Genomic DNA, 18,945 nt, shown 5'->3' with positions numbered 1-18,945 from the left:
AATCGTCGTGTGACGGAGAAGATCGGAGTCGTGGGGGCGGGCATAGTCGGCCTGGCCGTGGCGCGCGAGCTGGCCAAGGCCAGGGGCGCCGAGGTGACCGTGCTGGACAAGGAGCCGCACGTCGGCGCCCACCAGACCGGCCACAACAGCGGCGTCGTCCACGCGGGCATCTACTACCCGCCGGGCTCGCTCAAGGCCCGGCTGTGCCGCGAGGGCGTGGCGCTGCTCAAGGAGTACTGCGCCGCCAACGCGCTGCCGTACGACGAGGTCGGCAAGCTGGTCGTCGCGAGCACCCGTGCCGAGCGGCCGCTGCTGAGCGCGCTGGCCGAGCGGGCGCGCGCCAACGGCGTGCCGGGCATCGCCGAGCTCGACGGGCTGGCGCTGCGCGAGATCGAGCCGCACGCGGTCGGCGTCGGCGCGATCCACTCGCCGCACACCGCGATCTGCGACTTCCCCGCGGTCGCGCGGCGGCTCGCGCTCGACGTGGAGGAGATGGGCGGGTCCGTACGGCTCTCGCATCCGGTCAGGGCGATCAGGGAGCGGTCCGGGGGCGTGGACGTGCTCGCGGCCAAGCGGAAGTTCACCTTCGACCGGCTGGTGGTCTGCGGCGGCCTGGGCACTGACACGGTGGCCGGGATGGCGGGACATCCAGGGGATGTGCGGATCGTCCCGTTCCGAGGGGAGTTCTACGCGCTCCAGGGTGCGGCCAAGGGCCTCGTCCGCGGGCTGATCTATCCGGTGCCGGATCCGCGCTACCCGTTCCTGGGGGTGCATCTGACGCGCCAGATCGACGGCGGGGTGCTGGTGGGGCCGAACGCGGTGCTCGCTCTGGCCTACGAAGGCTACACCTGGCGAAATATCCGAAATTTCGGTCAAATTCTTGGCTGGCCGGGGACGCTTCGCATGGCCAGGAGCCACTGGCGCACGGGGATCAAGGAGGTCTACGGGTCCCTCGTCAAAGGCGCGTTCGTCCGGGGCGCCCGCCGCTACGTCCCCGAGCTCACCGCCGCCGACCTTGTACGGGCCCCCGGCGGCGTACGCGCCCAGGCCGTCGCCAGGGACGGCCGCCTGGTCGACGACTTCGTGGTGGACGTGCACGGCAACATCGTCCTGGTGCGCAACGCGCCCTCGCCCGCCGCCACCTCCAGCCTGGCGATTGCCCGACACATTGCCGGAATTGTCCCAGCACTCGTCCGATGAGGGCATCCTTGGATGTGATGGAATCACGCCTGCTGATCGTCGAGGACGATCCCAACATCCTCGAGCTCCTGGCCGCGAGTCTGAGGTTCGCGGGTTTCGACGTGACCACCGCGAAGAGCGGCCACGACGCCGTCGCCGCCGTGCAACGGCACCGGCCCGACCTCGTCGTGCTCGACGTCATGCTGCCCGACCTGGACGGATTCGAGATCGTCCGGCGGCTGCGCGGCGGCGGGCTGCACACGCCCGTGGTGTTCCTGACCGCCCGTGACGAGACCGAGGACAAGATCCGCGGGCTCACGATCGGCGGCGACGACTACGTGACCAAGCCGTTCAGCCTGGAGGAGGTGGTCGCCAGGATCCACGCGGTCCTGCGCCGTACGAACGGCGACCTCCCGGCCGCCCCGCCGCGGCTGACGTTCGCCGACATCGAGCTGGACGAGGAGAGCCACGAGGTGTGGCGCGGGGGCAACGCGGTGGCGCTGTCGCCGACCGAGTTCAAGCTGCTGCGCTACTTCATGACGAACGCCGGCCGCGTCCTGTCCAAGCCGCAGATCCTCGACCACGTGTGGGACTACGACTTCCGGGGCGAGGTGGGCATCGTCGAGTCGTACGTGTCCGTGCTCCGCCGGAAGATCGACAACCGCAGCCCCCGGCTCATCCACACCCTGCGCGGTGTTGGATACGTCCTACGCCTGCCACCGAGTCCCTGATGCGCGGCCTGCCGCTCCGGATCAAGCTCATCGCGTCGATGCTGGCCCTGCTGGGGTTCGGCATGACCTTCATCGGCCTGGTGAGCGTCTCGGTGCTGCACGGCTACCTCATCGACCGGGTGGACAGCCAGCTCGGCCTGCTCAACGCCCGCATGCACAAGAAGGTCGTGAGCGACTGGCGCAAGGACAGGGAGACCTCCGAGCGGCCGATCATCATCGAGTCCGACGCGATCGTCCTGGTCAAGGAGCCGGGCGGCGATTTCCTGCCGATGCTCACCGACCGCGACGTGGACCTGAAGCCCAAGCCGGTGCTGTCGCCCTCGCCGGGTGCGGAGGCGTACACGACGCCGGCGATCAAGGGGGACGGCGAGTGGCGGGTGCTGGAGCGCGTGGTCCAGCGGCAGACGCTCGTGGTCGCGGTGGACCTGGAGGAGGTCGACGCGATCACCAGGCGGCTCGTGCTCATCGAGCTGCTGGGCGGCGGCGGCATACTGCTCCTCCTGACCGTCGTGGGCATCACGATCGTGCGGCGGAGCATGCGCCCGCTCGGCCAGATCGAGCGCACGGCCGAGGCCATCGCCGGCGGTGAGCTGGGTCGCCGGGTGCCGGACGCCGACCCGCGTACCGAGGTCGGGAGCCTGGCCAACTCGCTGAACGGGATGCTCGCCCAGATCGAGGCCGCCTTCGCGGCGCGGTCGGCGTCGGAGGCGGCGGCCCGCCGCTCCGAGGACCGCATGCGCCAGTTCGTCGGCGACGCCTCCCACGAGCTGCGCACCCCGCTGACCTCCATCCGCGGCTTCGCCGAGTACGCCAGGCAGAACCCCGGCGCCGACCCCGCCGAGCTGATGCAGCGCGTGGAGAAGGCCGCGGGCCGGATGAGCCTGCTGGTGGACGACCTGCTTTTACTGGCCAGGGTGGACCAGCAGCGGCCGCTGAAGATGCGGCCGGTGGACATGCTGGCGCTGGCCGCGGACGCCGTGCAGGACGCCAGGATCCTCGCGCCCGACCGGATCATCAAGCTGGACGTGGTCGGCGGCGCGGCCCTGATCGTCTCGGGCGACGAGGTACGCCTTCGCCAGGTCATCAGCAACCTCGTCACCAACGCGATCATCCACACCGAGCCCGGCTCGCCGATCATCGTACGCATCGGGGCGGGCTCGGAGACGCTGTTCCTCGAGGTCGTCGACAACGGCCCCGGACTGACGCCCGAGCAGGTCGAGCACGTCTTCGAACGCTTCTACCGCGCCGACTCCGCAAGATCGCGCCGCCGTTCCGGCGAGGACCGGGGCAGCGGGCTCGGCCTGGCCATCGTGCAGGCGCTCGTCCAGGCCCACGGCGGCACGGTCACGCTGGACAGCTCGCCGGAGGCCGGCTCCACCTTCCGGGTCGAACTCCCACTCGCCTTGGAGTGAGCCTTCAGCTAACCCTCAGGTGGCTGGGTCACTCTAAGTAGGTGACGAAACCCGAGGCGCTGATCATGGTGGTGGACGACGAGCCCAGCATCAGGGACCTCCTGTCCGCCAGCCTGCGCTTCTCCGGGTTCGAGGTGCTGACCGCCGCCGACGGGCAGGAAGCCGTGGAGGTGGCCGACCGGGCCTCGCCCGACCTCGTGGTGCTCGACGTGATGCTGCCGGACCTCGACGGGTTCGAGGTGGCCAAGCGGATCGACGCCCCCGTGCTGTTCCTGACCGCGCGCGGCGACACCGAGGACAAGATCGCGGGCCTGCGGGTGGGCGACGACTACGTGACCAAGCCGTTCAGCCTGGAAGAGGTGCAGGCCAGGATCCGGGCGGTGCTGCGGCGCACGCGCGGGGAGGGCGCGCCGGCGAGCAGGCTCAAGGTGGCCGACCTGGAGCTGGACGAGGACGCCCGCGAGGTGTGGCGGGCTGGCCGGCAGGTGCGGCTGTCGCCGACGGAGTTCAAGCTGCTGCACTACTTCATGGTCAACGCGGGGCGGGTCCTGTCGAAGGCCCAGATCCTCGACCATGTCTGGAACTACGACTTCGGCGGCGACGCCGGCGTCGTCGAGTCGTACGTGTCCTACCTCAGGCGCAAGGTGGACGACGTCGAGCCGCGCCTCATCCACACCCTCCGCAGCGTCGGCTACGTGCTGCGGGAGCCGCCCGGCTAGGCGCGACACCTCGCCACCTGCGGTGGACCGCCGGACGCGGCTCACCGTAGCGTGGGTCGTATGGAGCCGCTGGCCGCGCCGGAGACTAGCGTGGGCCGTATGGATCTGCTGGCCGCGTTGGAGGCGCTGCGCCGGCCGCTGGATCGCGAGCTGTTCCCGCTGGCGGTCGGTGAGGCGGCGCGAGACCGGCGTGCGCTGCGCGAGCTGGCCGGGCAGCTCGACGACTACCTGCTGCCCCGGCTGCGCGCGCTCGACGCGCCGCTGCTGGCCGTCGTCGGCGGGTCCACGGGGGCGGGCAAGTCCACGCTGGTCAACTCGCTGGTCGGGGCCGACGTCAGCGAGCCGGGCGTGCTGCGGCCCACCACGCTCGTTCCCACGCTCGTGGTCAGCCCGGCCGACCAGAGCTGGTTCATGGGCCAGAACGTGCTGCCCGGCCTGTCCCGCGCCACCGGCACCGGTCCGGGGGCGCTGCGGGTGGTCACCTCCGACGCGCTGGGCGCCGGCCTCGCGCTGCTCGACGCGCCCGACATCGACTCCGTGGTGGTCGCGAACCGGGAGCTCGCCGCCCAGCTGCTGGCCGCCGCCGACCTGTGGCTGTTCGTCACGACGGCCGCCCGTTACGCGGACGAGGTGCCGTGGAGCTTCCTGCGCTCCGCCCGCGAACGCAGCACCGCCCTGGCCCTCGTACTCGACCGGGTGCCCCCGGACGCGGTCGAGCCCGTCTCGCGCGACCTGACCCGCCTCCTGGCCGAGAACGGCCTCGACGGCACGCTGCTGTTCACCGTCCCCGAGGCGGCGCTGCCCTCGGAGAAGGCCAGGCTGCCGGAGGAGACCGTGCGGCCCATCTCCTCCTGGCTCACGGGGCTGGCCACCGACGCGGCGGAGAGATCCCGCGTCGTACGCCAGACGCTGTCCGGGGCGCTCGACAGCCTGGCCACCCGGGTGCCCGCGCTGGCCGTGGCCGTCGAACGCCAGCAGGCAGCCTTCGACACCCTGCGCTCCGTCGTGTCGGGCGCCTACGCGGGCGGCATCGCCGACTTCGACGCGGGCATGCGTGACGGGTCGCTGCTGCGAGGCGAGGTGCTGGCCCGCTGGCAGGACTTCATCGGCACCGGCGACCTCATGCGCTCCCTGGAGAGCCGGGTCGGGTGGTTGCGCGACAGGATCGTCGGCTTCTTCACCGGGCAGATGCCGGAGGGCCAGCTCAGGGACGCCTTGGAGAGCGGGGTGGGGGCACTCATCAGGGGCGCCGCCGACGGGTCCGCCGAACGCGCCCTGGAAGGCTGGTCGGCCGCGCCCGGCGGGCCCGGCCTGCTGGAGCGGCTCGGGCCGATGGAGTCCGCCCGCCTCGGCCGCGCCGCTCCCGACGTGGGCAAGCGCGCGGAGGCGACGGTCCGGGGGTGGCAGGAGTTCGTCCTGGACCTCGTACGAGAGGAAGGGCGCGAACGGCGGACGGCCGCCCGCGTGGCCTCGTTCGGGGTGAACGGGGCGGGGCTGCTGCTCATGCTGGGCGTGTTCGCCTCCACAGGAGGGCTGACCGGGATCGAGGTGGGGATCGCGGGCGGCACGAGCCTGCTGTCGCAGAAGCTGCTGGAGGCCGTCTTCGGCGACCAGGCCGTGCGGACGCTGACCGTGCGGGCGCGGGACGACCTGCGGGATCGGGTGCGGCTGCTGCTGGAGGAGGAGTCGTACCGGTTCACGGCCCAGCTGGAGGCGATGGAGCCGCCCCGGGGGACGGCGAACGCGCTGCGCGGCGCGGCCGAGCGCATCCATGCCCACCGCGCGGAGCTCCCGGCGACGGCGGCGGGCGGACAGGACGTGACCGCAGGCGGAGAAGGTGCGACCACGGGTGGACAGGACGCGACCGCAGGCGGAGAAGGCGCGACCACGGGTGGACAGGACGCGGGGGACACGCCGTGAAGCTGCTGCGCCGCAAGGAGGGCCCGTCCCTCGACTCCCGTCTGGCCGCCCTGCTGGAGGCCGCCGAGCTGGCCGAGGGGCGGCTGCCGGAGGAGGCGGTGTCCGGCGCGCGGACGGTCGCCGAACGGGCCGGCGTGCGCCGTACCCTCTCGATCGACCACACCGTGGCCGCGCTGGCGGGCGCGACGGGCAGCGGCAAGTCGTCGCTCTACAACGCACTCGCCGGCACGGACCTGGCGGCGGTGGGCGTCGTACGGCCCACCACCTCGGCCGCCCAGGCGGCGCTGTGGGACGGGGAGGGCTCGGGCCCGCTGCTGGACTGGCTGGACATTCCCCAGCGCCACCCCGCCGCCTCCGCCTCCGACCTGTCCGGACTCGTCCTCCTTGACCTGCCCGACCACGACTCCATCCAGGTGTCCCATCGCCTGGAGGTGGACCGGCTGGTGGAGCTGGTGGACCTCCTGGTCTGGGTGGTGGATCCGCAGAAGTACGCCGACGCCGCCCTCCACGACCGCTACCTGCGCCGGCTGGCCGCCCACCGGGGCGTCATGCTGGTGGTGCTCAACCAGGTCGACCGCCTGCCGGACAGCGCCGTCGACCGCTGCCTCCGAGACCTGCGCCGCCTCCTGGACGAGGACGGCCTGGCGGGCGTGCCGGTCCTGGCCGTTTCCGCCCGCACCGGCGCCGGCCTCGCGGAGCTCCGCGCGCTCCTGAACGACCGCGTCGCGGAACGCAAGTCCTGGTCCACCCGCCTGGCAGCCGACATCGCCACCGCCGCCGCCCGCCTCGGCGCTCCGGAGGAGGCCCCGGCGGGTCAGGCGATGGACCGGGCGCTCACGGCCGCGCTCTGCGAGGCGGCCGGGGTGCCGTTGGTCGTGGAGGCGGTGGCCAAGGGGCACCGGCACCGCGCCGTCGTCGCCACGGGCTGGCCCGTCACCCGCTGGATCCGCAAGCTCAGGCCCGACCCGCTCCGCAGGCTCCGCATCGGCACCATGGCCCCGGTGGGCGGGCCGGTGGGAGAGCTGCCCGCGGGTGGGTCCTCGGGGAAGTCGGCCGCGTCTTCGGGGCAGGGGCCTGGGACCGAGGTAGTCGGCCGTACGTCCGTCCCGGCGGCCTCGGCCGTACAGAGGGCCAGGGTCGAGACGGCGATCAGGGACGTCGGCGAGGCGGCCGCGGCGGACCTGCCCGGCCCGTGGGCGGCGGCGGTGCGGCAGGCGGCGCGCTCCCGCTCCCAGGAGTTGACCGACGCGGTGGACCGGGTGGTGGCCACGACGTCCGCCGGCGCGACGCGGCGGCCCAGGTGGTGGCGGGCCGTGAACGTCCTGCAGTGGCTGGTGTTCGCGGCCATGGTGGCCGGTGCTCTGTGGCTGGGCGGGCTGTTCGGGATGGACTATCTGCGCCTGCCCCAGCCGCCGCTCCCGACCGTGGGCGTGGTGCCGTGGCCGACGGTGCTGCTGGTGGGCGGGGCGCTGGCGGGTGTGCTGATCGCGCTGCTGTCCCGGCTGGCCGCCTGGGCGGGTGGCAGGCGACGGGCCCGGCGTACGGCCAGAGCCCTGCGCACGGCCGTGGGCCGGGTCGGCGACGATCTCGTGCTGGCCCCCGTGCGGGGGGAGCTCGACCGGTACGCCCGCTTCACCGAGGCACTCACCCGAGCCCGCGCCTGACCCACGCGGCTCACCCGGAACGCACGATGCCGTCGCGCCGGGAGCAGCGCGGCTCACCCCGTGCCGTCGCGCCGGGAGCGGCGCGGCTCAGCGCGGCTCAGCGCGTGCCGTCGCGCCGGAGGAGGACGGTCGCCAGGGTCGCGCCCGCCAGCGCGAGGCCGGAGGCCGCCAGGAAGGGTGCCGAGGCCCCTAATCGTTCCCCGGCCACCCCGGCCACCCCCGACCCCAGCGCACCCCCCACGCCGATGGCCGTGGAGACCCACCCGAACGCCTCCGCCTGCGCCCCCGGCGCGAACTCGTCCACCAGCAGCGACGACGTCGTCAGCGCCGGATTGAGCGCCAGCCCTCCGCCGAACAGCACCATCCAGAAGACCGGCCACGACTCCACCAGCGCCAGCGGCGCCAGCATCGCCCCGAGCGCCAGCATCAGCGCCACCAGCCGCACCCCGACCCGGGACCGCCAGGATCGGGCCCCGTAGGCGGCGGCCCCCGCGATGCCGCCCACGGACAGCGCGGCCACCAGTACCCCGGTGGCCGCGGGCGCGTGGCGGGCGGTGGCCAGCGCGGGCACGCCCACCTGCAGCGCCCCCAGCGTCCCGCCGAGCAGCAGCACCACGGCCAGCAGCACCGCCATCCGCCGGTCCGCGAACACCCGCCCGCGCTCCCGCTCGGGCCCGCGAGCCCCCGACCGCAGCGCCCGGGCGAAGCCCAGCGTCGCGGCCCCCGCGGCGACGGCCACCAGAGCCAGCCCCAGCGAGGTCGTGGTCAGCGCGATCACCACCCCGAACGCCAGCGGCCCCACCAGCATGGCCAGCTCCTGCACCAGGTAGACCAGGCTGTAGGCGGCGGTACGCCCCTCGTCCGGCACGCGGCGCCCCCATTCGAGCCGCATGCTCACGGAGACCGGCGGCAGCCCGGCCCCGGCCACCCAGGCCAGCGCCACCACGACCCACCAGAGCCGGTCCCCGGCGGCCGCGACCAGCGCGACGAGCGCGGCCACGTGCACCAGTGCGGTGGCGGCCAGCACCGGCCTGGACCCGCGCCGGTCCATGAGCCGCCCCTGCACCGGCCGCCCCATGCCCACCCCCATGGCGAACGCCGCCGCGGTCACCCCCGCCAGCGTCAGCGAGCCGCTCGCGCCCTGCACCACCAGCACCGTCCCGATGGGCGCCACCTGCTGCGTGAGCTGCGCCAGGAACCCCAGCACGGCCTGCGCGGGCACGCCGGACAGGCCGAGCAGGGTTCGATGACGCGGGCCTCCCATGGGCCGCACGCTATCCCGAAGATCAGGATAAACCGGGGTTGTTTCATCCCGCGTCGAGAGAGCGGCCGATCGTGCGCAGCGCCGACAGGAGCGGGCGCAGGAGGGGATGGGCGTCGGAGCCGCGGCGTACGGCGGCGAAGACGCGGCGTTCGGGCCCCGGCGTCCGCCGGACCGCCACCCCCGTCAGGGCCATGTCGCGCAGGGCCAGCCGTGGCACCAGGGCCACCCCCGCCCCGGCCCCGACCAGGGCGACGACGGCGCGGAAGTCGTCGGAGCAGTGGGCGAGGTTGGGTGTGAAACCCGCCTGCTGGCAGGCGAACGTGATCACGTCGTGCACCGGATTGCCCGGGTAGGGGCCGATCCAGGTCTCCGAGGCGAGCGAGGTCAAGGTCGCCTCCGACGCCAAGGGGTGGTCGTGGGGGAGCACCAGGTCGAACGGCTCGGCGTAGAGGGGCAGCCGGGACAGGCGCCGGTCGGCCGCGTCGGGGGCGCCCCGGTACTCGACCGTGACGGCCAGGTCGGCCTCGCCGTCCAGCAGCATGGCCAGGCTGTGGTCGCCCTCGGCGTCCAGCACGCGTACGTGCAGCCCCGGGGAGGTGGCGCGCAGGGCGGCGATGGCGGGGGAGAGCACGGCGCCGATCGCGGTGGCGAAGCAGGCCACGGTGACCTCGCCGGCCTCGCCCGTGGCGTACGCGGCCACCTCGGCCTTGGCGCTTTCGAGCTGGGCGAGCACCTCGTTCGCGTGGCCCAGCATGATCTTGCCGACGGCGGTGAGGTGGACGCCGCGGCCGTCGCGGGTGAACAGCCGGTGGCCCACTTCGTGCTCCAGCGCGACGAGTTGCTGGGACACCGCGGAGGGGGTGAGGTGCAGCGCGGCCGCCGCGGCGGTCACCGTGCCGTGGTCGGCCACCGCCCGCAGCGTGCGCAACCGCCGCGTGTCTATCACCCGTGCTCCTTGGCCTCACTCCGTGAGGCGCGCCCGATCGCTGGGATCCGTCGCAGCGAGAATACTCACCCGCCGGTCATGACCACGCACGACCAGGCCAGGACGGCCGGGCCAGGGCGGGATGGCCGGGGCTCTGCGGCGCTCAGGGCCCCGGCGGTCGGCTGTGATCGGCGGGCGGGGTGTCAGCCGCGGGCCTGGATGAACGCCTGGACCGCGCGGTCGACGTCCTCCGCGGAGTGGGCGGCGGAGAGCTGGACGCGGATCCTGGCCTGACCGTGCGGCACGACCGGGTACGAGAAGCCGATGACGTAGATGCCGAGGTCGAGCAGGCGTTCGGCCATCGCCGCGGCCTCGGAAGCGTCGCCGATCATCACAGGCACGATCGGGTGGTCGCCGGGCAGGATGTCGAACCCGGCCTCGGCCATCTCCCCCCGGAAGCGCGCCGTGTTGGAGCGGAGCTGCTCGCGGGCCTCGTTCGAGGTCTCCAGCAGGTCGAGGATGCGCAGCGACGCCGAGGCGATGACGGGGGCGAGCGAGTTGGAGAACAGGTACGGGCGCGAGCGCTGGCGCAGCAGCTCGCAGATCTCCTTGCGGGCCGAGACGTAGCCGCCGCTGGCGCCGCCGAGCGCCTTGCCCAGGGTGCCGGTGATGATGTCGATCCGGTCGGTGACGCCGTGCAGCTCCGGCGTGCCGCGGCCGGTCGGCCCGACGAAGCCGACGGCGTGGGAGTCGTCGACCATCACCATGGCGTCGTACCGCTCGGCCAGGTCACAGATCTCCCGCAACGGCGCGAGATATCCGTCCATGGAGAACACGCCGTCGGTCACGATCAGCCGCCGCCGCCCCTCCGACGCCTCCTTGAGCCGGGCCTCCAGCTCGGCCATGTCGCGGTTGGCGTAGCGGAAGCGCTGGGCCTTGGAGAGCCTGATGCCGTCGATGATGCTGGCGTGGTTGAGCGCGTCGGAGATCACCGCGTCCTGGGCGTCGAGCAGGGTCTCGAACACGCCGCCGTTCGCGTCGAAGCACGAGCTGTAGAGGACGGTGTCCTCCATGCCGAGGAAGTCCGACAGGCGAGCTTCGAGCTCCTTGTGCACCTCCTGGGTGCCGCAGATGAACCGTACGGACGCCATGCCGAACCCCCACCGGTCCAGCGCCTCCTTGGCCGCCTCGATCACGGTGGGGTTGTCGGCCAGGCCGAGGTAGTTGTTGGCGCAGAAGTTCAGGACCTCGCGCCCGGCGACGCTCACCGACGAGCTCTGCGGGGAGCCGATCACGCGCTCGGGCTTGAGCAGCCCGGCCTCGGTGATCTCGTCGAGCGTCGTACGCAGCTGCTCGCGCACGTTCGTGAACATTCAGGCGCTCCAATCGAGAATGACCTTGCCCGTCCGGCCACTGGCAGCAGTGTCGAAGGCGGCGTCGAAGTCTTGGTACGGGAACCGGTCGGTGATGACGGGGGTGAGGTCGAGGCCCTTCTCCAGCAGGACCGACATGTTGTACCAGGTCTCGAACATCTCCCGCCCGTACACCCCCTTGATCGTGATCATGGAGGTCACGACGGTCGCCCAGTCGACGGCGAACTCCTCGGCGGGTAGCCCGAGCATGGCGATCTTCCCGCCGTGGGTCATGTTCGCGATCATGTCGCGCATGGCCTGCGGGTTGCCGGACATCTCCAGCCCCACGTCGAAGCCCTCGCGCATGTGGAGCTGGCGCATGCCCTCGGTGATCGAGGTCCTGGAGACGTTGAGGGCGAGGGAGACGCCGAGCTTGCCGGCCAGGGCGAGCCGCTCGTCGCTGACGTCGGTGATCATCACGTTGCGCGCGCCGACGTGCGTGGCCACGGCCGCGGCCATCAGCCCGATGGGGCCCGCCCCGGTGATCAGCACGTCCTCGCCGACCAGGGGGAAGGACAGTGCGGTGTGTACGGCGTTCCCGAACGGGTCGAAGATGGCCGCCACGTCGGGATGGACGGGGGCCTGGTGCACCCAGACGTTGGAGGCGGGCAGCGTGACGTATTCGGCGAAGGCGCCGTCCCTGTTGACGCCGAGGCCCACCGTGTTGCGGCACAGGTGCCTGCGGCCCGCCATGCAGTTGCGGCACTTGCCGCACACGAGGTGGCCCTCGCCGCTGACGAGGTCGCCGACGGCGACGTCCTCGACGCCCGGCGCCACCTCGACCACGTGGCCGGAGAACTCGTGCCCGACGATCAACGGGAGCTTCAGGGTATGCCGCGCCCAGTCATCAAATTTCCGGATATGCAGGTCGGTGCCGCAGATGCCGGTCCGCAGGACCCGGATCTTCACCTCGCCGGGACCCACCTCGGGCTCGGGTACGTCCACAAGCCAGAGGCCGGCCTCGGCCTTCTCTTTGACCAGCGCTTTCATGGCTCCATTCCCCCCAGTCCGAACCTAACGCACTGTGCCCTCTCCCCTCCCGGGATGTCCATCGAGGCTTTCTTAAGTGCCCCCACAGCTCCGCTTCACGCCCCAGCAAAGGCGGGTCTGCGGACTCCGTATTGCTCAGAGCTGCATAGTTCAAGCTATTTATATGCACAAATGAGTACTAGCCTGGCGTCTGCTGCGGCTGATTCGGGAAGGGACATCAGTGGAAGACCTGCGTATCGGAGTCATCGGCCTCGGGCTGCGGACGAGCCTCTCCCTGCACGCGCACCGGCCGGGCAAGGGTGCGGTCGTGACCGCGCTGTGCGACTCCGACCCGGCGGTGCTCAAGAGCCAGGCGGGGCGGTTCGAGGCGGAGTTCCTGACCCGGGACTACCGCGAGCTGCTCGACCGGCCCGACCTCGACGCGATCATCGTCAACACCCCCGACGACACCCACGAGCGCATCGCCATCGACTGCCTCCAGGCCGGCAAGGCCGTCTACCTGGAGAAGCCGATGGCGATCACCGTCGAGGGCTGCGACAACGTCCTGCGCGCCGCCCGCGACACCGGCACCCGCCTGTACGTGGGCCACAACATGCGGCACATGGGCGTGGTCCGGCTCATGCGCGACATCATCCGCAAGGGCGACATCGGCGAGCCGAAGACCGTCTGGGTGCGCCACTTCGTCTCCTACGGCGGCGACTACTACTTCAAGGACTGGCACGCCGACCGCACCCGCACCACGGGCCTGCTGCTGCAGAAGGCGGCCCACGACCTGGACGTCATCCACTGGCTCGCCGGCGGCTACACGACCAGGGTGAACGCGTTCGGCGACCTCATGGTCTACGGCGACCTGCCGCGCCGCGAGCCCGGCACGCCGCGGCCCGACGGGTGGCTGGAGGAGTACGAGTGGCCCCCGACCTCCCGCACCGGCCTGCACCACGTCGTGGACGTCGAGGACGTCTCGGTGATGAACATGCGGCTCGACAACGGCGTCATCGCCGCCTACCAGCAGTGCCACTTCACGCCCGACTACGTGCGCAACTACACGGTCATCGGCACGGAGGGCCGCCTGGAGAACTTCGGCGACGAGCCCGGGGACACGGTCAAGGTCTGGAACCGAGGCCCCACGGCCTACCGGGACGACTGCGACATCGCGTACAAGGTGCCTCCGGCGGAGGGTTCGCACGGGGGAGCGGACGCGCAGATCGTGGCGGAGTTCTGCCGGTTTGTCCGGGACGGCGGCGCGACGGACACCTCGCCGGTGGCGGCCAGGATGAGCGTGGCGGCGGGCTACATGGCCACGATGTCGCTGCGCAACGGGGGAATGCCGTACGACGTGCCGCCGCTTGACGCGGAGCTGGTCGCGTACTTCGACAACGGCCAGAGCTGATCCCGCGGGAACCCGGCGCGTCGCGCGGACAGTAGACAGATGTGGATATGTCGATGCGTACCCGCATACGCGACGGGGACCAGGCGGCGTTCGGGGAGCTCTTCGACGACTGCGCGAAATCCGTCTACAACCACGCCTTCCGCCTGACCGCCAACTGGTCCACGGCCGAGGACGTGATGGCGCTGACGTTCCTCGAAGCCTGGCGGTTACGGGGCCTGATCGACCCCGAGGGCGGCTCGCTGCGCCCCTGGCTGCTCGGCATCGCCACCAACGTGGCCCGCAACGTGCGCCGGGCCGCCCGCAGGCACGACGACGCGCTGGCCAGGCTGCCCAGGGGCGAGCAGGTGCCCGACTTCGCCGACGAGGTCGTGGGCCGCATCGACGACGCCGGGCGGCTGGCGGCGGTGCGGCAGGCATACGGGCGGCTGCGCCGCCAGGAGCAGGACGTGTTCGCGCTGTGCGTCTGGGCCGGGCTCGACTACGCCCAGGTGGCCGAGGCGCTCGGCATCCCCGTCGGCACCGTGCGCTCCCGGCTGTCGCGGGCCAGGAAGAAACTCGCGGCCGCCGGGGAACCGCCGCCGCCGACCCGACAGGTAGTAGGTGAACCCGGCCCCGACAAGGAGGAGATCCGATGAACTGGCCGACCGAACGCGATCTTCCCGAGGGCCGTCACCGACTGCTCAAGGAGTTCGTGATGACCGAGATCGACCGCAGGCCCGCCCGCAGGCGATTCCCGCGCCCCGCCCTCCTGGCCCCCGTCGCGGGGCTGGCGGCCGCCGCCGCGGTGGCGGTCCCGCTGCTGCTCGGCGGGGCCCCGGCGTACGCCGTGACCAAGGGGCCCGACGGCTTCATCCGCATCACCATCAACGAGGCCAAGGACCCGAAGAGGCTCCAGGAGGACCTGCGGGCCATGGGGGCGAACGTGGTGGTGGACTACATCCCCCATGGCAAGAAGTGCAGCCCGCAGCCGCGCAGCAGCCACTTCCTCAGCAAGGAGGAGGCGCCGCTGTCGGTGTTCCCGGCCCCGAAGGGCTGGGAGCCGACCGAGGACATGGAGCCGGGTTTCGTCATCGACCCGAAGGTCATCGGACCCGGACAGACGGGGGTGCTGGAGTTCAGCGTCGCGGAGGTCGGGGGCGGCGTCGTGGCGGGCATCTGGGCCGCCGTCGGCGAGGGCCCCATCGCGGACTGCGAGCTGGTGGACACCACGGACGCCCCCCTCTCCCACTGACCCGTCCCCAGGTCAGCGGGCCTTGACCGAGGCGTCCTCCGGTGGCAGCTCCCGGGGGGAGGCACGGAGCCAGCGGGAGCCGTACGGGTCCATCGGGAGCCGTACGGAGCCCTTGGCCGAGACCTCCAGCGTGCCGTCCACCAGGAGGTCCGTGAGCTGGTGGCCCTCAAGTCCCTCCAGGGTCAGCTCCACGTCCCTGACCGTGTCACAGAGGTTGTACGCGACCACCACCGTGGCCCCGTCGGCGTCGCAGCGGTGCGCGAGGACCGCCCGGTCGCCGGTCTCCAGCACCGTGTAGTCGCCCCACGCCAGTTCGGGGCACTCCCGGTAGCGCTCGATGAGCAGCTGGAACCAGCGCAGCAGCGAGTCCACGTCCCGCTTCTGGTCGGCCACGTTGACGCGGTCGGGGGCGAAGGAGCCGTCCGGGATCTCGCGTACCGGCTCGGCCTGGGTGAAGCCGCCGTCCGCGGACCACTGCATCGGGACGCGGACCGCCATGCGGCCCTCCGCGTCGAGGTTCTCGCCCATGCCGATCTCCTCGCCGTAGAAGATCACCGGCGTGCCCGGCAGCGAGAACAGCAGGCTGTAGGCCATCTTCATGCGCCGCAGGTCCCCGCCGAGCATCGTCGGCAGCCGGCGGCGCAGGCCGCGGCCGAAGATCTGCATGTCCTCGCGCGGGCCGAACGCCTCGAAGACGTCCTGCCGCTCCTCGTCCGTGAGCTTGTCCAAGGTGAGCTCGTCGTGGTTGCGCAGGAACACGGCCCACTGGCAGTCCTTCGGCGGCTCGGGGCGCTCGCGCAGGGCGTCGGCGAGGGGCGTGGCGTCGTTGCGCGCCAGCGACAGCCAGGCGTTCTGCATGCCGATGAAGTCGAAGCACATGGTGAGCTGGTCGCCCAGACCCTCTCCGAAGAACCGGGTCAGGTCCTTGTACGGGACGTTGACCTCGCCCAGCAGGATCGACCCGCCCTTGCGCCGCGTCATGAACGCCCGCAGGTCCGCCAGGAACTCGTGGGGGTTCGCCAGCTTCGGATCGACGTTCTCGATGAGGAACGGCACCGCGTCGACCCTGAACCCGGACAGCCCGAGCTCCATCCAGAAGCCGAGGATGCGCGCGATCTCGTCCCTGACCTCGGGGTTGCCGACGTTCAGATCCGGCTGGTGCCGGTAGAAGCTGTGCAGGTAGTACTGTCCGGACCCCTCGTCGTACTGCCAGACGCTGTTCTCCTTGTCGGGGAAGACGATCTGCGAGGGGTCGTCGGGCTCCGGGGAGTCGGACCAGACGTACCAGTCGCGCATGGGGGAGTCCCGGCTCGACCGGGCCTCCACGAACCAGGGGTGCCGGTCGGAGGTGTGGTTGACGACGAGGTCCGCGATCACCCGCAGCCCCCTGTCGTTGGCGGTGCGCATGAACTCCACGAAGTCGCCCAGCGTGCCCAGCCGCGGGTCGATCCGGTAGAAGTCGGTGATGTCGTATCCGTCGTCCCGGTTGGGGGTGGGGAAGAACGGCATGAGCCAGAGACACGTCACGCCGAGCCCCGCGAGATAGTCGACCTGCTGGGTCAGTCCGCGGAAGTCGCCCACGCCGTCGTCGTTCCCGTCCTTGAACGTCTCCACGTCGAGGCAGTAGACGACGGCGTTCTTCCACCAGACGTCGGAGGTGTACGTCAGTCGCATGGGTGGCCGCTACCCGCCACGCGCGCGCTCAGACCGCCGTGTCCGCAGGAGGTTCAGGTACGGATGCTCGCCTGGACGGCCTGCCTGGCCCGCAGCGCGATCTCCAGCTCGAAGCGGATGTCCGGATCGGCGAGCTGGTCGCCGAACAGTTCCTCCAGCTGCCGCAGCCGGTAGCGCACGGTCTGCGGGTGCACGTGCAGCGTGGCGGCCACCTCGCCCGCGCCCCGGCCGTGCCGCAGCCAGGCCAGCAGCGTCTCCGCGAGCCGGTCCTGCTGGGCGGGTCGCAGGTCGGCCAGGGGCGCCAGCCGCGCTTCCGCCAGCGTGCCGACCAGCTCCTCGTCCTTGAACACCACCAGCGTCGCCATGTGGTCCGCGCACCGCAGCGGCCCCCGGGGCAGGATGCCGCGCCGCGACAGCTCCAGGGCCTCCCCGGCCCAGCGCAACGAGGTCGCGGCGGCCGAGAGAGGCACGGCGGGGCCGATCGCGGCCTGGCGTCCGCGCAACGCCTGGTCGAGCAGCTGGGCCTGGCCGGGACCTGTGGGGTCGGGCGCGAGCAGGCAGGGCACGGGCCTGTCCAGCCCGGTGAGCACGTCGGGCGGCAGCGCGGGGGCGCGGTAGGCGCCGTGCCGGTCGTCGAACGCCACGCAGGCGACCGTCCTGGGCTGCCGCCACCCGGCGGCCTTGGCCAGCTCGGCGATGGCCTCCGCGCTGGCGGGCGGGCGGCTGAGCAGCAGGTCGAGCAGGCGGCCGCGGCGGCGTTCGGTCTCGCCCGCGGCGTGCGCCCTGGCCTCCTCGAAGCCCTCGGCCGCCGCGTCGGCGAGCTGGTCGAGGTAGACGAAGATGGCCTCGCCCAGGTCGTACAGGGTCTGCGGGGACAGCCGCAGCGGCTCGGCGAGCTCGGTCAGCCGCCGCCAGCAGACCCGGGCGCCGAGCCGCATCGCGGTCTGCAGCGGCTCGAGGTTGCGGCCCTCGGCCGCCTCGCCCCTACCGATCATGCGGAACGGCTCGGGGTCCCAGGGGGCGCCCGGGTTCTCGACGCGGTCGAGGAAGCCCTCGATGGCCTGCTCGGCCGCCATCCTGACGACCTTGATGTAGAGCTCGTCCGATGGCCTGGCGTACTCGGGGATCCGGGTCTGGATCTCCTCGATCACCTCTGCCGAGACCCTGCCGATGCCCGCCCTGAGCGCCTGCACGGGGATTTCACTCGTGATGACCATCGTCCCTCCCGTCGCCATTGTGACCCAGGCAACAGGAGAATGTGTAGCAAGAGCTTGTTTTTGTCACTTCTGGAGGAAAGCGGCGAACTCCTCCAGGTCGATCAGGCCGTCGCCGTCCTTGTCGAGCTTCAGCACGCCTTCCTGGGCGGCCTCCAGGGTCACCGGCTGGCCGAGCACCTCCATCAGCTTCACGAGCTCGACGGCGGAGATGCGGCCGTCCTTGTCGGCGTCGATGAGGTCGAAGGTGATGGCGTAATCGCTCATGGGGGTCACCCTTCCACGTGAATGGATGTCGCGTCAGACCTTAGTGGCGACCCGTCGTAGCGCGTCGACGAATGCCATGACTTGTGGACTCACATCCCCTTCTCGCCAGGCGATGGCGAGTTGCCCGGGAGCCAGCCCGGTCACCGGGCGGTAGGCCATCCCGGGCCGGTTGTAGAGGGCGGCGTTCCCCTCGGCGACCAGCACCACCCCGAGCCCGCTGGTCACGGCCTCGAACACCTCCTCCGGCGTGTTCGCGGTGAACCCGACGACCGGCTCGTCGTCGCGGGCGTCCCGCGCGAGCCAGAAGTCCCGCAGCGGCCCGGCCTCCGGCGGCAGGGCGATGAACGGCTCGTCGCGCAGCGCCTCGAACGGGATCTCCGCCAGCTCCGCGAGCGGATGGCCGTCCGGCATGGCCACCCCTCTGCCCTCGGTGGCCAGCACGTACGTCCGCAGCCCCGGCGGCACCGGCAGCCAGATGAACGCCACGTCGGAGGACCCGTCGGCCAGCCCGCCGCTGGGGTCGTCCCAGCCCACCAGCCTGAGCGACACCTCCCATCCCGGCATCGCCGTACGGAACCCCCGCAGCGCCTCCTGCTGCAGCCCCCTGCCCACGGCCGTCTGCATCCCGATCACCAGCGTCCCGGCGGGCGCCGCGGCCCGCGCGGACTCGACCCCGCTCGTCCACCGTTCGAGCAGGTCGCGGACGATCGGCAGGAGCGCCTCGCCCTGCCTGGTGAGCACCACGCCGCTGTGCACCCGCTCGAACAACCGGAACCCGAGCTGCCGCTCCAGCACCCTGAGCTGCTTGGACAGCGCCGGTTGGGACACGAAGAGCCGCTCCGAGGCCCGCGTCACGTTCAGCTCCTCGGCCACGGCCATGAAGTAGCGCAGCTCACGCAGGTGCACGTCCATAACCAATGGTTATACCAAGGGGTCTTGGACGCGGCAGAGGC

At 71.9% G+C, this 18,945-nt stretch carries 17 protein-coding genes; 9 read left to right on the top strand and 8 right to left on the bottom strand.

Going from position 1 to position 18,945, the window contains the following annotated elements:
* Window positions 1-9: 9 nt before the first annotated feature.
* The 6 genes from lhgO to ACIHFD_RS52475 all read left to right on the top strand — a co-directional run bounded on the left by lhgO (window position 10) and on the right by ACIHFD_RS52475 (window position 7,625).
* On the top strand, window positions 10-1,200 hold the full coding sequence (gene lhgO, locus ACIHFD_RS52500; RefSeq protein WP_397373300.1) for an L-2-hydroxyglutarate oxidase: 1,191 nt from the start codon (window positions 10-12) through the stop codon (window positions 1,198-1,200).
* 17 nt (window positions 1,201-1,217) lie between these two features.
* On the top strand, window positions 1,218-1,910 hold the full coding sequence (locus ACIHFD_RS52495) for a response regulator transcription factor (RefSeq protein WP_225963761.1): 693 nt from the start codon (window positions 1,218-1,220) through the stop codon (window positions 1,908-1,910).
* Window positions 1,910-3,322, top strand: coding sequence for a sensor histidine kinase (locus ACIHFD_RS52490; RefSeq protein WP_397373299.1), 1,413 nt, complete (start codon window positions 1,910-1,912; stop codon window positions 3,320-3,322). Before ACIHFD_RS52495 ends, ACIHFD_RS52490 begins: the two co-directional genes overlap by 1 nt.
* Before the next feature lie 65 nt (window positions 3,323-3,387).
* Entirely contained in the window at window positions 3,388-4,041 is a 654-nt protein-coding gene (locus ACIHFD_RS52485) for a response regulator transcription factor (protein ID WP_397373322.1), read from the top strand.
* A 99-nt stretch (window positions 4,042-4,140) separates the two neighbouring features.
* Window positions 4,141-5,961 (top strand): ABC transporter, encoded by a 1,821-nt coding sequence (locus ACIHFD_RS52480; protein WP_397373298.1) that lies wholly within the window; start codon window positions 4,141-4,143, stop codon window positions 5,959-5,961.
* Window positions 5,958-7,625 carry a YfjP family GTPase gene (locus ACIHFD_RS52475; protein ID WP_397373297.1) on the top strand — a complete coding sequence of 556 codons (1,668 nt, stop codon included), beginning with the start codon at window positions 5,958-5,960 and terminating at the stop codon, window positions 7,623-7,625. The genes ACIHFD_RS52480 and ACIHFD_RS52475 overlap by 4 nt, the downstream gene beginning before the upstream one ends.
* Window positions 7,626-7,722: 97 nt before the next feature.
* On the opposite strand, the gene ACIHFD_RS52470 is transcribed toward ACIHFD_RS52475, so the two are convergent.
* The 4 genes from ACIHFD_RS52470 to tdh all read right to left on the bottom strand — a co-directional run bounded on the left by ACIHFD_RS52470 (window position 7,723) and on the right by tdh (window position 12,216).
* Window positions 7,723-8,889, bottom strand: a complete 1,167-nt coding sequence (locus tag ACIHFD_RS52470; protein WP_397373296.1) for an MFS transporter — start codon at window positions 8,887-8,889, stop codon at window positions 7,723-7,725.
* Between the two features lie 43 nt (window positions 8,890-8,932).
* Complete coding sequence (locus ACIHFD_RS52465; RefSeq protein ID WP_397373295.1) at window positions 8,933-9,835, bottom strand: LysR family transcriptional regulator; 903 nt, start codon at window positions 9,833-9,835, stop codon at window positions 8,933-8,935.
* Between the two features lie 182 nt (window positions 9,836-10,017).
* Window positions 10,018-11,187 (bottom strand): glycine C-acetyltransferase, encoded by a 1,170-nt coding sequence (locus tag ACIHFD_RS52460; RefSeq protein ID WP_397373294.1) that lies wholly within the window; start codon window positions 11,185-11,187, stop codon window positions 10,018-10,020.
* Entirely contained in the window at window positions 11,188-12,216 is a 1,029-nt protein-coding gene (tdh, locus tag ACIHFD_RS52455) for an L-threonine 3-dehydrogenase (RefSeq protein WP_397373293.1), read from the bottom strand.
* Window positions 12,217-12,436: 220 nt separating this feature from the next.
* Here tdh and ACIHFD_RS52450 point away from each other — a divergent pair, with 220 nt between their 5' ends.
* Genes ACIHFD_RS52450 through ACIHFD_RS52440 form a run of 3 tightly spaced genes read left to right on the top strand, consistent with a single transcriptional unit; the run spans window position 12,437 to window position 14,837 of the window.
* A complete protein-coding gene (locus ACIHFD_RS52450; protein WP_397373292.1) occupies window positions 12,437-13,606 on the top strand; it encodes a Gfo/Idh/MocA family protein in 1,170 nt (389 codons plus the stop codon).
* 53 nt (window positions 13,607-13,659) lie between these two features.
* On the top strand, window positions 13,660-14,241 hold the full coding sequence (locus tag ACIHFD_RS52445; RefSeq protein WP_397373290.1) for an RNA polymerase sigma factor: 582 nt from the start codon (window positions 13,660-13,662) through the stop codon (window positions 14,239-14,241).
* Window positions 14,238-14,837: a hypothetical protein gene (locus ACIHFD_RS52440; protein ID WP_397373289.1), complete on the top strand. Its 600-nt coding sequence runs from the start codon at window positions 14,238-14,240 to the stop codon at window positions 14,835-14,837. The genes ACIHFD_RS52445 and ACIHFD_RS52440 overlap by 4 nt, the downstream gene beginning before the upstream one ends.
* Before the next feature lie 12 nt (window positions 14,838-14,849).
* Here the strand turns inward: ACIHFD_RS52440 and ACIHFD_RS52435 are convergent, their stop codons facing one another.
* From ACIHFD_RS52435 to ACIHFD_RS52420, 4 genes are all read right to left on the bottom strand, one after another.
* On the bottom strand, window positions 14,850-16,511 hold the full coding sequence (locus ACIHFD_RS52435; RefSeq protein WP_397373288.1) for an alpha-amylase family protein: 1,662 nt from the start codon (window positions 16,509-16,511) through the stop codon (window positions 14,850-14,852).
* Window positions 16,512-16,564: 53 nt separating this feature from the next.
* Window positions 16,565-17,728, bottom strand: a complete 1,164-nt coding sequence (locus tag ACIHFD_RS52430) for a PucR family transcriptional regulator (protein WP_397373287.1) — start codon at window positions 17,726-17,728, stop codon at window positions 16,565-16,567.
* Window positions 17,729-17,791: 63 nt separating this feature from the next.
* Window positions 17,792-17,992, bottom strand: coding sequence for an EF-hand domain-containing protein (locus ACIHFD_RS52425; protein ID WP_192788314.1), 201 nt, complete (start codon window positions 17,990-17,992; stop codon window positions 17,792-17,794).
* Between the two features lie 33 nt (window positions 17,993-18,025).
* Window positions 18,026-18,904, bottom strand: a complete 879-nt coding sequence (locus ACIHFD_RS52420; RefSeq protein ID WP_363970218.1) for a LysR substrate-binding domain-containing protein — start codon at window positions 18,902-18,904, stop codon at window positions 18,026-18,028.
* Window positions 18,905-18,945: the final 41 nt, after the last annotated feature.

The organism is Nonomuraea sp. NPDC051941 (genome assembly GCF_044593615.1).
Note: the sequence above shows the minus strand (reverse complement) of the source record. Positions and strands in the feature narration are given on the sequence as shown.

Excerpts from the sequence above, each read along its gene's own strand:
- ACIHFD_RS52495 (WP_225963761.1), top strand. The coding sequence starts at position 1,218 with ATGGAATCACGCCTGCTGATCGTCGAGGACGATCCCAACATCCTCGAG.
- ACIHFD_RS52490 (WP_397373299.1), top strand. The coding sequence starts at position 1,910 with ATGCGCGGCCTGCCGCTCCGGATCAAGCTCATCGCGTCGATGCTGGCC.
- ACIHFD_RS52485 (WP_397373322.1), top strand. The coding sequence starts at position 3,388 with ATGGTGGTGGACGACGAGCCCAGCATCAGGGACCTCCTGTCCGCCAGC.
- ACIHFD_RS52480 (WP_397373298.1), top strand. The coding sequence starts at position 4,141 with ATGGATCTGCTGGCCGCGTTGGAGGCGCTGCGCCGGCCGCTGGATCGC.
- ACIHFD_RS52470 (WP_397373296.1), bottom strand. The coding sequence starts at position 8,889 with ATGGGAGGCCCGCGTCATCGAACCCTGCTCGGCCTGTCCGGCGTGCCC.
- ACIHFD_RS52460 (WP_397373294.1), bottom strand. The coding sequence starts at position 11,187 with ATGTTCACGAACGTGCGCGAGCAGCTGCGTACGACGCTCGACGAGATC.
- tdh (WP_397373293.1), bottom strand. The coding sequence starts at position 12,216 with ATGAAAGCGCTGGTCAAAGAGAAGGCCGAGGCCGGCCTCTGGCTTGTG.
- ACIHFD_RS52445 (WP_397373290.1), top strand. The coding sequence starts at position 13,660 with ATGCGTACCCGCATACGCGACGGGGACCAGGCGGCGTTCGGGGAGCTC.
- ACIHFD_RS52440 (WP_397373289.1), top strand. The coding sequence starts at position 14,238 with ATGAACTGGCCGACCGAACGCGATCTTCCCGAGGGCCGTCACCGACTG.
- ACIHFD_RS52435 (WP_397373288.1), bottom strand. The coding sequence starts at position 16,511 with ATGCGACTGACGTACACCTCCGACGTCTGGTGGAAGAACGCCGTCGTC.
- ACIHFD_RS52430 (WP_397373287.1), bottom strand. The coding sequence starts at position 17,728 with ATGGTCATCACGAGTGAAATCCCCGTGCAGGCGCTCAGGGCGGGCATC.
- ACIHFD_RS52425 (WP_192788314.1), bottom strand. The coding sequence starts at position 17,992 with ATGAGCGATTACGCCATCACCTTCGACCTCATCGACGCCGACAAGGAC.
- ACIHFD_RS52420 (WP_363970218.1), bottom strand. The coding sequence starts at position 18,904 with ATGGACGTGCACCTGCGTGAGCTGCGCTACTTCATGGCCGTGGCCGAG.